The 15727-nt window shown below is 46.2% G+C and carries 12 protein-coding genes; all 12 read left to right on the top strand.

Annotated elements, in window-relative coordinates; translation table 11 throughout:
- The first annotated feature begins 284 nt into the window (after positions 1 to 284).
- Positions 285 to 656 carry a preprotein translocase subunit SecE gene (gene secE, locus Q1B47_RS21660; RefSeq protein ID WP_299798789.1) on the top strand — a complete coding sequence of 124 codons (372 nt, stop codon included), beginning with the start codon at positions 285 to 287 and terminating at the stop codon, positions 654 to 656.
- 9 nt (positions 657 to 665) lie between these two features.
- On the top strand, positions 666 to 1217 hold the full coding sequence (gene nusG / locus Q1B47_RS21655; RefSeq protein ID WP_299798787.1) for a transcription termination/antitermination protein NusG: 552 nt from the start codon (positions 666 to 668) through the stop codon (positions 1215 to 1217).
- Positions 1218 to 1341: 124 nt separating this feature from the next.
- A complete protein-coding gene (gene rplK / locus Q1B47_RS21650) occupies positions 1342 to 1770 on the top strand; it encodes a 50S ribosomal protein L11 (protein WP_299798785.1) in 429 nt (142 codons plus the stop codon).
- Between the two features lie 4 nt (positions 1771 to 1774).
- Complete coding sequence (gene rplA / locus Q1B47_RS21645; protein ID WP_299798783.1) at positions 1775 to 2476, top strand: 50S ribosomal protein L1; 702 nt, start codon at positions 1775 to 1777, stop codon at positions 2474 to 2476.
- 264 nt (positions 2477 to 2740) lie between these two features.
- Positions 2741 to 3241, top strand: a complete 501-nt coding sequence (gene rplJ, locus Q1B47_RS21640; RefSeq protein WP_299798781.1) for a 50S ribosomal protein L10 — start codon at positions 2741 to 2743, stop codon at positions 3239 to 3241.
- A gap of 45 nt (positions 3242 to 3286) precedes the next feature.
- Positions 3287 to 3655, top strand: a complete 369-nt coding sequence (gene rplL, locus Q1B47_RS21635) for a 50S ribosomal protein L7/L12 (protein ID WP_299798779.1) — start codon at positions 3287 to 3289, stop codon at positions 3653 to 3655.
- A 238-nt stretch (positions 3656 to 3893) separates the two neighbouring features.
- Entirely contained in the window at positions 3894 to 7925 is a 4032-nt protein-coding gene (gene rpoB / locus Q1B47_RS21630) for a DNA-directed RNA polymerase subunit beta (protein ID WP_299798777.1), read from the top strand.
- A gap of 80 nt (positions 7926 to 8005) precedes the next feature.
- Positions 8006 to 12223 carry a DNA-directed RNA polymerase subunit beta' gene (rpoC, locus tag Q1B47_RS21625; RefSeq protein ID WP_299798775.1) on the top strand — a complete coding sequence of 1406 codons (4218 nt, stop codon included), beginning with the start codon at positions 8006 to 8008 and terminating at the stop codon, positions 12221 to 12223.
- A 190-nt stretch (positions 12224 to 12413) separates the two neighbouring features.
- Positions 12414 to 12788: a 30S ribosomal protein S12 gene (gene rpsL, locus Q1B47_RS21620; protein WP_012327264.1), complete on the top strand. Its 375-nt coding sequence runs from the start codon at positions 12414 to 12416 to the stop codon at positions 12786 to 12788.
- An 80-nt stretch (positions 12789 to 12868) separates the two neighbouring features.
- On the top strand, positions 12869 to 13339 hold the full coding sequence (rpsG, locus tag Q1B47_RS21615; protein ID WP_299798773.1) for a 30S ribosomal protein S7: 471 nt from the start codon (positions 12869 to 12871) through the stop codon (positions 13337 to 13339).
- Positions 13340 to 13414: 75 nt separating this feature from the next.
- Complete coding sequence (gene fusA / locus Q1B47_RS21610) at positions 13415 to 15511, top strand: elongation factor G (protein WP_299798771.1); 2097 nt, start codon at positions 13415 to 13417, stop codon at positions 15509 to 15511.
- Between the two features lie 82 nt (positions 15512 to 15593).
- Positions 15594 to 15727 (top strand): GTP-binding protein (locus Q1B47_RS21605; protein ID WP_299798791.1); only part of this gene is annotated, 134 nt, incomplete at its 3' end.

The raw sequence follows: 15727 nt of genomic DNA, 5'->3' as shown, positions 1-15727 counted from the left end.
TGTTGTAGCTGAGATCGTTGCTTAATAGCAACTAGTCTTACAAGACACTAAAAAAGGAAGCTTCGGCTTCCTTTTTTGTTTTTTTATCTGCTATGTTGATCTAAGGCCGCTAGTATTCTTGCTTCGGGGACGGAATAAGAATACAATCTATGGCCGATTTTTGACCCTCTGAGCTTCTTTAGCTGCTTAGAGTAGTTAGTTGGATTTTTAATGGGTTGGTGAATTTGCAGAAATTCATACAACCAAACACAAGCTCAGGTCGTAGTGAGTAACGGAATTAACCGATGACAACAAATACTGAAAGCCAGGGGAACTCTCTGGATATTGTAAAGTGGGCCCTAGTCGTTATCTTGTTGGCAGCCGCCATTGTCGGCAACCAGATGTATAGCGAAGCCAGTGTATTGGTTCGTGCAATAGGTGTAGTAGTAGCATTCGTTATTGCAGGATTTATTGCGCTTCAAACAGAGAAGGGTAAGCAGGCGCTTATTTTTGCTCGTGAAGCACAAATTGAAGTACGTAAGGTAGTTTGGCCTACGCGTCAAGAAGCGCTTAATACAACGTTTATTGTATTAGCCGCGACCGGTATTCTTGCGTTGGTCCTTTGGGGGATGGACGCGGTATTACTGAGAATTGTTAATTTTATTACAGGCGTATAGGCACTTCGTATGACTGAAGCAACTGAAGCGAAAAAAAGATGGTATGTAGTCCAGGCGTTCTCTGGCTATGAAGGCCGTGTATGTAAGACTCTAAATGAGCATATTAAGATGCACAACATGGAGCATTACTTTGGTGAGGTTCTCGTTCCTACTGAAGAAGTTGTAGAGATGAGAGCTGGTCAGCGCCGTAAGAGTGAACGTAAATTTTTCCCTGGCTACGTATTAGTTCAGATGGAGATGAATGACGAAAGCTGGCATCTGGTGAAGAGTATCCCTCGTGTAATGGGCTTCATCGGCGGAACTTCAGATCGTCCCGCTCCAATCTCTGATAAAGAAGCTGACAAGATTCTTCAGCGTCTCCAAGAGACGACAGAGTCTCCGACACATCGCGTTATGTTTGAGCCCGGTGAAGTTGTTCGCGTTACAGATGGCCCGTTTGCCGATTTCAACGGTACCGTTGAAGAGGTTGATTATGAGAAGAACCGCGTTAAGGTTTCTGTCATGATCTTCGGTCGTTCGACTCCAGTTGAACTAGACTTTGGTCAGATCGAAAAAAGCTGATTAATATAAATACAAAAAGTATTTGGACTGGGTGCGGATTTGTTGTAAAATCCGCACCCATTATTTTCGGGGAGCTAACTGACATTTTGTTGGTGGCGTTTGAACCCAAACAGAGGAAATACTCATGGCTAAGAAAGTTGATGGTTACATCAAACTACAAGTAGCAGCCGGTGCTGCAAACCCGTCGCCACCAGTTGGCCCAGCATTGGGTCAGAAAGGTGTTAACATCATGGAATTCTGTAAAGCATTCAATGCTCGTACTGAAAAGTTCGACAAAGGCATGCCGATTCCAGTAGTTATCACTGTATACACTGATCGCTCTTTCACTTTTGAAACTAAGACGCCACCTGCATCTTTCCTACTGCTTAAGGCAGCTGGTCTGAAGTCTGGTTCTGGCCGTCCTAACACTGAAAAAGTGGGAACTATCAAGCGTAGCGCTGTCCAGGAAATCGCTGAGACTAAAGCCGCTGATATGACTGGTGCTGATATGGAAGCGATGATGCGTTCTATTGAAGGTACTGCGCGTTCAATGGGCTTGGTAGTAGAGGATTAATACAATGGCAAAGCTAACTAAACGCGCTCGCTTGATTCGCGAAAAAGTTGAAGTAACTAAAAACTACGACATCAATGAAGCTGTTGCACTACTTAAGGAGCTAGCTACAGCTAAGTTCGTTGAGAGTGTTGATGTAGCGGTTAACCTAGGTGTTGATCCACGTAAATCTGACCAAAACGTTCGTGGTGCTACTGTACTTCCGCACGGTACTGGTCGTGAAGTTCGTGTTGCTGTATTCACACAAGGCGCTAACGCCGAAGCTGCTACCGCTGCTGGTGCTGAACTTGTCGGTATGGACGAGCTTGCTGCACAAGTAAAAGCTGGTGAAATGGACTTTGACGTAGTCATTGCTTCTCCAGATGCAATGCGCGTAGTTGGTCAGCTAGGTCAAATCTTAGGCCCACGTGGTCTAATGCCTAACCCTAAGACTGGCACTGTAACACCGAACGTTGCTGAAGCAGTTAAGAACGCTAAAGCTGGTCAGGTTCGCTACCGTACTGATAAGAACGGTATCATCCACACTACTATCGGTAAAGTGGACTTCGAACCTGCTCAACTTAAAGAAAACCTGGAAGCACTGATTGGAGCACTAGTGAAAGCTAAGCCTGCTGCAGCTAAAGGTGTTTACCTGAAGAAAGTCAGCATCTCTACCACTATGGGTGCAGGTGTTGCTGTTGACCAGAGTACTCTGGCTGACGTTAAGTAATTTTACAAAGCACGCGCATTAGTCTATAATGCGCGCACTTTGTGGGTTGAGGCCTATCTTTTAAGCTTTTAGCTGTAAGAATAGGCTTCCGTCCAAGACCGTAGGTGTCGACCAGAAGGTTAACTTAATTTCCTACGTAGACGGTGTCGGACCCCAGATAGATATAGTTCTGCTGGATATTCGCACCGTAAGTCGTTAACCATGAATATGGTTAACATGGTAATTGCTAGGGATCTCCCTAGATTGAATCCAGGAGTAAAGCCAATGGCATTAAGACTCGAAGACAAACAAGCGATTGTTGCTGAAGTCAACGAAGCTGCCAAAGGTGCTTTATCTGCAGTTGTTGCCGATTCACGCGGTGTTACTGTAGGTGATATGACCGGTCTGCGTAAAGCGGCTCGTGAAGCTGGTGTATACGTTAAAGTTGTACGTAACACTCTAGCTAAGCGTGCTGTTGAAGGTACTGATTTTGAGTGCCTAAACGAGACGTTTTCTGGTCCTACTTTAATTGCATTCTCTAACGAGCACCCAGGTGCTGCAGCGCGTCTTCTAAAAGATTTCGCCGCTGAACAAGAGAAGTTTGAAATTAAAGCAGCAGCCTTTGAAGGGGAAGTAATCCCTGCAGCCGATATTGATCGTTTAGCGAAACTGCCAACATACGACGAAGCATTAGCTCAGTTGATGATGACTATGAAAGAAGCATCTGCTGGCAAGTTTGTACGTCTACTGGCCGCCCTTCGCGATCAAAAAGAAGAAGCAGCTTAAGTTTAAACTTGCTGCCTAAACTCAGAACATTAGGAATTTTTTGTTATGTCTATCACTAAAGACCAAATCTTAGAAGCCTTTGCAGAAATGTCTGTAATGGAAGTTGTTGAACTAATCGAAGCAATGGAAGAGAAGTTCGGCGTATCTGCTGCTGCTGCTGTTGTTGCTGGCGGTGCTGAAGGCGGTGCTGCTGCTGCTGAGCAAACTGAATTTGACGTGATGATGACTTCTCACGGCGAAAACAAAGTTAAAGTAATTAAAGCTCTTCGTGGCGCTACAGGTCTTGGCCTGAAAGAAGCTAAAGCTATGGCTGAAGCTGCTCCAGTAGCAGTTAAAGAAGGCATCGCTAAAGAAGAAGCTGAAGCTCTTAAAGCTGAGCTAGAAGAAGCTGGTGCTTCTGTAGAGATCAAGTAAGTTATAATTTAACTTGCTAAGCCCGAGTAATCGGGTGGAGGCTGGCGGTTTTTTAACCGTCGGCCTTTTTTGCGCTGTAAGCGTAGGCGATTTTTTTTTCACCGTTTGTCGCCAGATTATGCAGTTCCTAACAGAGATTACTGGTTAGGTTCTTGCCATCAACGGTGATGGGCAAACGTGCTGTTTCAATCAAATGATTGGATCAGTCTTGGTCACATCTCGCAATCAGAGGAAACCCATGGTTTACTCCTATTCTGAAAAGAAGCGTATTCGCAAAGACTTTGGTAAACGTCCACAAGTTTTGGATATTCCTTATCTTTTGTCTATACAGTTGGACTCATTCAAGAAGTTCACCGATCAAGATCCTACCGGTGAGCGTGGTTTTGAGGCCGCTTTCCGTAGCGTTTTTCCCATCAAAAGCTTTTCTGGTAACTCAGAGCTGCAGTATGTCAGCTATAAGTTAGGTGAGCCTGTTTTTGATGTGAAAGAGTGTCAAATCCGCGGTGTAACATACTCCGCACCACTACGTGTTAAATTGCGTATGGTGTTGTATGACCGTGAAGCTGCACCTGGCACAGTTAAAGACATTAAAGAACAAGAAGTCTATATGGGGGATATCCCTCTGATGACTGAAAACGGTACCTTTGTTATCAACGGTACTGAGCGTGTTATCGTATCTCAGTTACACCGTTCTCCAGGTGTATTCTTCGATCATGACCGCGGCAAGACCCACTCATCAGGTAAGGTGCTCTATAATGCGCGTATTATTCCTTACCGTGGTTCTTGGTTAGATTTTGAATTCGATCCTAAAGATGCACTATTTGTTCGTATTGACCGTCGTCGTAAACTTGCGGCTTCAATCATTTTACGTGCATTAGACTATTCTACCCAGGATATACTGGATCTATTCTTCGAGCGTGTAGCATTCAAGATCAAGAAAGATTCATTGGTAATGGATCTTGTAGCAGAGCGCCTACGTGGTGAAACTGCAAGCTACGATATTAAAGATTCTGAAGGTAATGTCCTTGTTGAAAAAGGTCGTCGCATTACTGCACGCCATATTCGTCAACTTGAAAAGACCAATACCACAGAGCTTGAGGTACCGGTAGATTACATTTCAGGTAAGATCGCCGGCCAGGACTACATTGATCCGGATACAGGTGAAGTACTCGTTTCAGCGAATGCTGAGATCAGTCTTGAAGATCTTGCTAAGCTTTCAATGGCTGGCATTAAAGAGATAAGCACTCTGTATATCAACGAGCTTGATCACGGCGCTTACATGTCAGACACCCTGCGTATCGATTCGACTACCAACCGCCTTGAGGCGTTGGTTGAGATCTATCGTATGATGCGTCCTGGCGAGCCACCAACCAAAGATGCAGCCGAGGCTCTATTCCAGAACTTGTTCTTCAGTGAAGAGCGTTATGACCTGTCAAAAGTAGGTCGTATGAAGTTCAACCGTCGTCTGAGTATCGACGATGACGAGGGTACGGGTATCCTATCTAAGGAAGATATCGTCGCTGTAATGAAAAACATCATCAAGATCCGTAATGGTAATGATGAAGTTGATGATATCGATCACTTGGGTAACCGTCGTATCCGTAGTGTTGGTGAAATGGCTGAAAACCAGTTCCGTGTCGGCTTGGTTCGTGTTGAACGTGCCGTTCGTGAGCGTTTGAGTCTTGGTGACCTGAATGAGCTTATGCCTCAGGATCTCATCAATGCTAAGCCTATCTCAGCAGCTGTTAAAGAGTTCTTCGGTTCTTCTCAGCTGTCTCAGTTTATGGATCAAAACAACCCACTTTCTGAAGTGACGCACAAGCGCCGTATTTCGGCTCTTGGTCCAGGTGGTTTGACCCGTGAACGTGCAGGCTTCGAAGTTCGAGACGTACACCCAACTCACTACGGTCGTTTATGTCCAATTGAGACCCCTGAAGGTCCAAACATCGGTCTAATCAACTCGTTAGCAAGTTTTGCTCGTACTAACTCTTACGGCTTCCTTGAAACACCTTACCGCAAGGTTATCGATGGTGTTGTGACTGATCAGGTCGATTACCTGTCAGCAATCGAAGAGGGCCGTTACGTCATTGCACAGGCTATCGTCGACCTTGATGAAAACGGTCGTATGATGGACGAACTGATTGCTTGTCGTCATAAGGGTGATTCAACCTTTATGGGTGCATCAGATATCCAGTATATGGATATTTCACCACAACAGATCATCTCAGTTGCAGCATCGCTTATTCCGTTCCTTGAACACGATGATGCGAACCGTGCATTGATGGGTGCGAACATGCAACGTCAAGCGGTTCCTACATTGAAGGCAGATAAGCCTCTTGTTGGTACAGGTATTGAGCGTACTCTAGCAGTCGATTCAGGTGTTGTTGTTGCCGCTAAGCGTGGCGGCTATATCGATTATGTCGACGCAAGCCGTATCGTTGTTAAGGTTAATGAAGCCGAGCTGACTCCAGGTGAAGCGGGTATCGATATCTACAACTTGACTAAATACACGCGTTCTAACCAGAACACCTGTATTAACCAACGTCCTTGTTGTGCTATGGGTGATCCGGTTGTTCGTGGTGACGTGTTAGCCGACGGTCCTTCTACTGACCTTGGTGATCTGGCTCTTGGTCAGAACATGCGTATCGCGTTCATGCCTTGGAACGGTTACAACTTTGAGGATTCGATTCTTATCTCTGAGCGTGTAGCTCAGGAAGATCGTTTCACAACTATCCACATTCAGGAGCTCTCCTGTATTGCTCGTGATACTAAGTTGGGTAGTGAAGAGATCACAGCCGATATTCCAAACGTAGGTGAGTCTGCGCTTTCAAAGCTTGATGAGTCAGGTATTGTTTATATCGGTGCCGAAGTTAAGGGTGGCGACATCTTAGTCGGAAAGGTTACACCTAAGGGTGAAACTCAGCTGACACCTGAAGAAAAACTTCTTCGTGCTATCTTTGGTGAAAAAGCCTCTGATGTAAAAGACAGTTCACTGCGTGTACCTAATTCAGTTAAAGGTACTATCATCGACGTTCAGGTATTTACCCGTGACGGCGTTGAGAAAGATAAGCGTGCTGTTGAAATTGAAGAGATGCATGTAAGTCAAGCTAAGAAAGATTTGACCGAAGAGTTCCAGATCCTCGAAGAGGGTGTTTATGGACGTGCACGCAACCTGCTAATGAGCGCAGGCTTCACTGAAGAGCAGCTAGCTACAATTCCTCGCTCTCAGTTACTGGTTCAGACCATTGACGATGAAGCGAAGCAGACTGAGCTTGAACAGCTTGCAGAGCAACATGATGAGCTAAAAGCTGACTTCGATAAGAAGTTTGAGATTAAGCGTCGTAAGATCACTCAAGGTGATGACTTAGCACCTGGCGTACTTAAGATTGTTAAGGTTTACCTTGCAGTTAAGCGTACGATCCAACCTGGTGATAAGATGGCGGGTCGTCATGGTAACAAGGGTGTTATCTCTAAGATTAACCCTGTTGAAGATATGCCTTACGATGAGAACGGTAACCCAATCGACATCGTACTGAACCCACTTGGTGTACCATCTCGTATGAACATCGGTCAGGTTCTAGAGGTGCATCTAGGTGCTGCAGCTAAGGGTATCGGTGACCGCATCACTGCTATGCTTGAAGAGCAACGTGAACTTGCTGAGCTTCGCGGCTACATCAAAGAAGTTTACGAGCTTGGTGATGGGGTACAACAGCGTGTCGACATCGATTCGTTCAGCGATGATGAAGTCTTGCGTCTGGCTAAGAACCTTAAAGGTGGTATTCCAACGGCTACCCCTGCATTCGATGGTGCGAAAGAGAAAGAGATTAAGGATATGCTAGCACTCGCTGGTCTTCCTACCTCTGGACAGCGTCGCTTGTTTGATGGTCGTACGGGTGACGAGTTTGAGCGTCCGGTAACTGTCGGTTACATGTACATGCTCAAACTGAACCACTTGGTTGATGATAAGATGCATGCTCGTTCAACGGGTTCATACAGTCTTGTTACTCAGCAACCATTGGGTGGTAAAGCTCAGTTCGGTGGTCAGCGTTTCGGTGAGATGGAAGTGTGGGCACTAGAAGCATACGGTGCCGCATATACGCTTCAAGAGATGCTCACTGTTAAGTCTGATGACGTTAACGGTCGTACTCATATGTATAAAAACATTGTCGACGGTAACCACCAGATGCAACCAGGCATGCCAGAGTCCTTCAACGTACTATTGAAGGAGATCCGTTCACTCGGTATTAATATCGAGTTGGATCAAGACTAAATCTAGGTTTACCTAGTTTGGCAATAAATTGGTGCTCCGCTCGAGCGGGGCACCCGGTTTAACTCCTTCAGGAGAGAAACGTGAAAGACTTATTAAAGTTTCTGAAACAGCAAAGCAAGACCGAAGAGTTCAACGGTATTAAGATCGGCCTAGCGTCACCAGATCTGATCCGTTCTTGGTCATTTGGTGAAGTTAAGAAGCCAGAAACCATTAACTATCGTACCTTTAAGCCTGAGCGTGAAGGCTTATTCTGTGCGCGAATTTTTGGTCCAGTTAAAGATTATGAATGTTTATGCGGTAAGTATAAGCGTCTTAAACACCGTGGTGTGATCTGTGAAAAGTGTGGCGTTGAAGTTACACAGACTAAAGTACGTCGTGAGCGTATGGGTCACATCGATCTTGCCAGCCCAGTAGCGCATATCTGGTTCTTGAAGTCATTGCCGTCTCGTATCGGTTTGATGCTGGATATGACTCTGCGTGATATTGAGCGTGTACTTTACTTCGAATCTTTCGTAGTAATTGAGCCTGGCATGACCAGCCTCGAGCGCGGTCAGATGTTGACAGAAGAAAACTATCTGGATGCTCTGGAAGAGTACGGTGATGAGTTTGAAGCTAAGATGGGTGCAGAAGCCGTTCTAGAACTGCTGCGTGCTATCGATCTTGAAAAAGAGATCGAGATGATGCGCGAAGAGCTGCCATCTATCAACTCTGAGACTCGTCGTAAGAAGATTACTAAGCGTCTTAAGCTTGTTGAGGCATTCTTCCAGTCAGGTAACAAGCCTGAGTGGATGATCCTTAAAGTGTTGCCGGTTCTGCCACCAGATCTACGTCCTCTTGTACCACTGGACGGTGGTCGTTTTGCGACCTCAGATCTGAACGACCTATACCGTCGTGTGATCAACCGTAACAACCGTCTTAAACGTCTGTTAGATCTAGCTGCACCAGACATCATCGTACGTAACGAAAAACGTATGCTGCAAGAGTCTGTCGATGCGCTGCTAGATAACGGACGTCGTGGTCGTGCTATTACTGGTTCTAACAAGCGTCCGCTTAAATCTTTGGCCGATATGATCAAAGGTAAGCAGGGTCGTTTCCGTCAGAACCTGCTAGGTAAGCGTGTGGATTACTCTGGTCGTTCGGTTATTACCGTAGGTCCAACACTTCGCTTACATCAGTGTGGTCTTCCTAAGAAGATGGCACTCGAGCTATTTAAGCCTTTCATCTATGGCAAGCTAGAAGGCCGTGGTTTAGCGACTACGATTAAAGCTGCTAAGAAGATGGTAGAGCGTGAAGTTCCTGAAGTTTGGGATGTTCTGGACGATGTGATCCGCGAACACCCAGTGATGCTCAACCGTGCACCAACACTGCACAGATTGGGTATCCAGGCATTTGAGCCTGTATTGATTGAAGGTAAAGCTATCCAGCTTCATCCTTTGGTTTGTGCGGCCTATAACGCCGACTTCGATGGTGACCAAATGGCTGTTCACGTGCCGCTAACGCTGGAAGCTCAGCTTGAAGCACGTTCGCTTATGATGTCTACCAACAACATCCTTTCACCAGCAAACGGTGAGCCGGTTATTACACCGTCACAGGACGTTGTATTGGGTCTGTACTACACCAGCCGTGAGTGTGTTAACGGTAAAGGTGAAGGCATGGTGTTCGAATCAGTCGATGAAGTCGAAAAGGCTTACCGTACTAAAGTCGCGGCTATCCACGCCCGCGTGAAAGTACGTATCACTGAAACCAGCATCGATGAGAATGGTGAGCGCACTGAATCACGTCGTATCGTTGATACTACGGTTGGTCGTGCACTACTTTCTCGCATTCTGCCGAAAGGCTTGTCATATGATCTGGTCAACCAGAACATGGGCAAGAAGCAGATCTCTAAGCTGCTTAACACCTGTTATCGTCAACTGGGTCTTAAAGATACCGTTATCTTTGCTGACCAATTGATGTATACCGGTTTCCATTTTGCGACAGTATCGGGTGCCTCTGTAGGTATCAACGATATGGTTATCCCAGATGAGAAGTACACTCTGGTATCTGACGCAGAAGCGGAAGTTCTTGAAATTCAAGAGCAGTTCCAATCGGGTCTGGTTACTGCCGGTGAGCGTTACAACAAGGTCATCGATATCTGGGCAAGTGCGAACGAAAAAGTCTCTAAGGCTATGATGGATAACCTGTCTTCTGAGACAGTGATTAACCGTGATGGTGAAGAGGAGAAGCAAGAGTCATTTAACAGTATCTATATGATGGCCGACTCGGGCGCTCGTGGTAGTGCCGCTCAGATTCGTCAGCTAGCTGGTATGCGTGGTCTGATGGCTAAGCCGGATGGCTCAATCATCGAAACGCCGATTGTGGCGAACTTCCGTGAAGGTCTGAACGTATCTCAGTACTTTATCTCTACTCACGGTGCACGTAAGGGTCTTGCGGATACGGCATTGAAGACAGCGAACTCGGGTTACCTGACTCGTCGTCTTGTTGACGTTGCACAGGATCTCGTAGTTATCGAAGATGATTGTGGTACATACGAAGGTCTGACAATGAAGCCTCTCATCGAGGGTGGTGACGTTGTTGAACCGTTACGTGAACGTGTACTTGGTCGTGTCGTTGCTATCGATGTTATGTACCCTGGCACTGAAGAAGTGCTTGCACCTCGTAACACTCTGCTTGATGAGACTTGGTGTGACAAGCTTGAAGAGCACTCAGTCGATGAGGTAATCGTTCGTTCAGTTATCAGCTGTGACACAGACTTTGGTGTTTGTGCCGCCTGTTATGGTCGTGATTTGGCCCGTGGTCATCTCATTAACCAAGGTGAGGCTATCGGTGTTGTTGCTGCTCAATCAATTGGTGAGCCAGGAACGCAGCTAACGATGCGTACCTTCCACATTGGTGGTGCGGCATCTCGAGCTTCAGCTGAAAACAACGTTCAAGTTAAGAACGCCGGTACCGTTAAGCTACATAACGCTAAACACGTTATGAATAGTGAAGGTAAGCTGGTTATCGTATCTCGTTCATCTGAGATTGCGATTATCGATGAGCTGGGACGTGAGAAAGAGCGTTATAAGGTTCCTTACGGTACAATTCTTGAGAAGCTTGAGGATGCAACAGTTGCAGCCGGTGAAATCATCGCAAACTGGGATCCGCATACTCACCCAATCGTTTCTGAAGTAGCGGGTAGTATCAAGTTCGTAGATCTGATTGAAGGTGTCACTATGACACGTCAAACAGATGAACTGACAGGTCTTTCTTCAATCGTAGTTATGGAAGTGGGTCAACGTCCTACTGCCGGTAAAGAGATGCGTCCGGCGATTCGTCTGGTTGGTACCGATGGTAATGACCTGATGATTCCTGGTACTGAAGTACCGGCGCAGTACTTCCTGCCTGGTAACGCGATTGTAAACCAAGACGATAATGCCCCAATTAACGTTGGTGATGCGTTAGCACGTATTCCGCAAGAATCGTCGAAGACTCGTGATATTACCGGTGGTCTGCCACGCGTTGCTGACCTGTTCGAAGCGCGTAAGCCAAAAGAGCCGGCAATTCTTGCTGAGCACTCAGGTACTATCTCGTTCGGTAAAGAGACCAAAGGTAAGCGTCGTCTGGTTATCACTCCAGCTGACGGTACCGAGGCCTACGAAGAGATGATTCCTAAGTGGCGTAACCTAAACGTGTTCGAAGGTGAAAAAGTCGAGCGCGGTGAAGTTATTGCAGATGGTCCAGAGGCTGCACATGATATCCTGCGCCTACGTGGTATTCACAAGGTTGCTAACTATATCGTTAATGAAGTTCAAGACGTATACCGTCTACAGGGCGTAAAGATTAACGATAAGCACATCGAAGTGATTATCCGTCAGATGCTGCGTAAGTGTGAAATCACCAGTGCCGGTGATAGTCAGTTCCTTGCTGGTGAACAGGCTGAAGTGTCTCGTGTTAAGATCGCTAACCGCGAACTTGAAGCACAAGGCAAGCAACCTGCAACCTTCGAACGTGAACTTCTTGGTATCACCAAGGCGTCACTTGCGACAGAGTCATTTATCTCTGCAGCATCGTTCCAGGAAACTACACGCGTACTGACAGAAGCGGCAGTTGGCGGTAAGAGTGATCAACTACGCGGTCTGAAAGAGAACGTTATTGTTGGTCGTTTGATTCCTGCTGGTACTGGTTATTCATATCACCAGAGACGTAATGCTGAAGGAGCCCCAGGTGCAGCTACCGAGGCAGCTCCAGCTATCAGTGCAAGTGAAGCCGAGCAGAACCTGGCAGATCTTCTGAATCTTGCCGGAAGCTCTGATTAATCAGGTGCTGAAACGTAAATAGAATGTAAAAAAGGCGCCTCAGGCGCCTTTTTTTTATTTATTATCGGCTAAAAGTTGTCTATTTCTTGACAGAATCCTCATACACTTCTAAAATTTCGCGTCCCACACTTGTGGGATATAGATTTTTCACACCTTACTGTTGAGTTTATCAACTGATTCGGAGCTATACATGGCAACTGTAAACCAGTTGGTACGTAAGCCTCGCGCGCCAAAAGTCGACAAGACTAATGTGCCTGCGTTGAATGCGTGTCCACAAAAACGTGGTGTTTGTACTCGCGTATATACAACCACACCAAAAAAACCTAACTCTGCACTACGTAAAGTAGCACGTGTGCGTCTAACTAACGGTTTCGAAGTTACTTCGTACATCGGCGGTGAAGGCCACAACCTGCAGGAACACAGTGTAATTCTAATCCGTGGTGGTCGTGTTAAAGACTTACCTGGTGTACGTTATCACACTGTTCGTGGCGCTTTAGACTGTGCTGGCGTAAGTGAACGTCGTCAAGGTCGTTCTAAGTACGGAGCTAAGCGTCCTAAGTCTTAACGTTTTCCGTTAAGTAAGGCCAAGCTAGAGATAATTGAGATTCCAGTTTTGGGGTCCCTGAAGCATACGGAGAAATTGTTATGCCAAGACGTCGCGTTGTAGGACAACGTAAAATCCTACCAGATCCAAAGTTTAATAGTGAGTTGCTGGCTAAGTTCATCAACGTCATTATGCAGGATGGCAAAAAGTCTACTGCAGAAAAAATTATTTATAAGGCACTTGATACTGTCGCTGAAAAGAAAGGCGAAGAGCATCTAGTAATCCTTGAAGCAGCACTTGAAAATGTTCGCCCATCAGTCGAGGTTAAGTCTCGTCGTGTTGGTGGTTCTACTTACCAAGTACCATGTGAAGTACGTCCAGTTCGTCGTAATGCACTGGGCATGCGTTGGTTAGTTGAAGCTGCACGTAAGCGTGGTGAAAAATCTATGGCTCTACGTCTAGCTGGTGAAATGCTAGACGCTTCAGAAAACAAAGGTACTGCCGTTAAGAAACGTGAAGACGTTCACCGTATGGCAGAAGCAAACAAAGCGTTTGCTCATTACCGCTGGTAATCTGATGGAGCTGGCTGTTGCCAGCTCCATATTCTACATGTCTAAGGTGTTTGCCTTAGTTAAGAGGGTTTAATCGTGGCTCGTACAACTCCAATTGAGCGCTACCGTAATATTGGTATCTGTGCTCATGTTGACGCAGGAAAAACCACAACTACAGAACGAGTTCTGTTCTATACCGGTATGTCTCATAAGATCGGTGAAGTTCATGATGGCGCAGCCACCATGGACTGGATGGAGCAGGAGCAGGAGCGTGGTATTACCATCACTTCTGCAGCAACAACTACGTTCTGGCGTGGTATGGAGGCGCAGTTTACTGAGCACCGTATCAACATCATTGATACACCTGGTCACGTCGACTTCACTATTGAAGTTGAACGTTCACTACGTGTACTAGATGGCGCAGTCGTTGTGTTCTGTGGTTCATCAGGTGTTGAACCACAATCCGAAACTGTTTGGCGTCAAGCTGATAAATATCATGTACCACGTATTGTATTCGTCAATAAGATGGATCGCGCCGGTGCTGATTTTGAAAGCGTAGTCGATCAGATTCGTAACCGTCTGGGCGCAACTTGTGTACCTATTCATCTGAATATAGGTGCAGAAGAGGAGTTCAAAGGTGTTGTTGACCTGATCAAGATGAAGGCCATTAACTGGTCAGAAGAAGATCAAGGTACAACATTTACTTATGAAGATATTCCTGCTGACCTCACTGCTAAGGCAGAAGAGATGCGTGAATATCTCGTTGAAAGTGCTGCGGAAGCCTCTGAAGAGCTGATGGACAAATACCTTGAAGAAGGTGAGCTATCAGAAGAAGAGATTAAAGCTGCGCTACGTCAACGTACTCTGGCCAACGAGATCGTACTTGCTACCTGTGGTTCTGCCTTTAAGAACAAAGGTGTGCAGGCTGTTCTCGATGCTGTTGTTGATTATTTGCCATCTCCTGTCGAAGTCCCAGCAATCAAGGGCGTCGATGAAAAAGAAGAAGAGACAGATCGTCCTGCGGATGATAATGCGCCTTTTTCTGCATTGGCATTTAAAATTGCAACAGACCCGTTTGTTGGAACGCTTACCTTTATGCGTGTTTACTCAGGTGTAATGGAAACGGGTTCCGGCGTTTATAACTCGGTTAAGCATAAGCGGGAACGTATCGGTCGTATGGTGCAGATGCATGCTAACGATCGCCAAGAGATTAAAGAGGTTCGCGCTGGTGACATCGCGGCTGCAATTGGTCTTAAGGACGTTACTACGGGCGACACACTCTGTGATCCTGATCATAAGGTTGTCCTGGAACGTATGGAATTCCCTGAGCCAGTGATTACGATTGCTGTTGAACCAAGATCCCAGGCTGACGAGCAGAAAATGGGGATCGCGTTGCAAAAACTTGCAGCCGAAGATCCATCTTTCCGTGTTGAAACCGATGCAGAAACAGGTCAGACACTTATCTCTGGCATGGGTGAGCTACACTTAGACATTATCGTTGACCGTATGCGTCGCGAATTTAGTGTTGAGTGTAACGTGGGTAAACCTCAAGTCGCTTATCGTGAGACTATTCGCTCTAGTGTAGAAGCCGAAGGTAAATTTGTACGTCAATCAGGCGGTCGTGGCCAGTTTGGTCATGTTTGGTTGAAACTGGAGCCACAAGAAGAGGGCTTCGGGTACGAGTTTGTCAACGAGATTGTCGGTGGTGTTGTTCCAAGAGAATACATACCTGCAGTTGATAAAGGTATTCAAGAACAGATGAAGAGTGGCGTGATCGCCGGATTCCCTGTATTGGATGTAAAGGTTACCTTGTACGACGGCTCATATCATGATGTCGATTCGAACGAAATGGCCTTTAAAGTAGCTGGTTCAATGGGCTTTAAGAAGGGGGCTTTAGAAGCAGACCCTGTACTGTTGGAACCATGCATGAAAGTTGAAGTCACAACGCCCGAAGATTATATGGGCGATGTGGTCGGAGATTTGAACCGTCGTCGTGGATTGATCGAGGGTATGGATGACGGCATCGCCGGCGTCAAACTCGTTCATGCGACTGTACCTTTATCTGAAATGTTTGGTTATGCAACAGATTTGCGTAGCGCAACCCAGGGGCGCGCTTCATACTCAATGGAGTTTTTGAAGTACTCTGATGCACCGCAAAACATTGCTAAAGCGATTATGGAAGCTCGAGGCTAAAAGTCCGGCTCGCCATATTTGTATAAATTAATTGCTATTGCTCGGTTATAGCCGAGCACTTCTGAAAAGAAAGGAATATATCGTGGCTAAAGAAAAATTTGAACGTAGTAAACCCCATGTTAACGTCGGTACTATCGGACACGTTGACCATGGTAAAACAACTCTAACAGCTGCTATCTCTGCAGTACTTACTAAAGCCTATGGCGGTGAGACTAA

The organism is uncultured Shewanella sp. (assembly GCF_947501225.1).
Lineage (GTDB): Bacteria > Pseudomonadota > Gammaproteobacteria > Enterobacterales > Shewanellaceae > Shewanella.
This window is presented reverse-complemented; position numbering and strand designations above follow the sequence as displayed.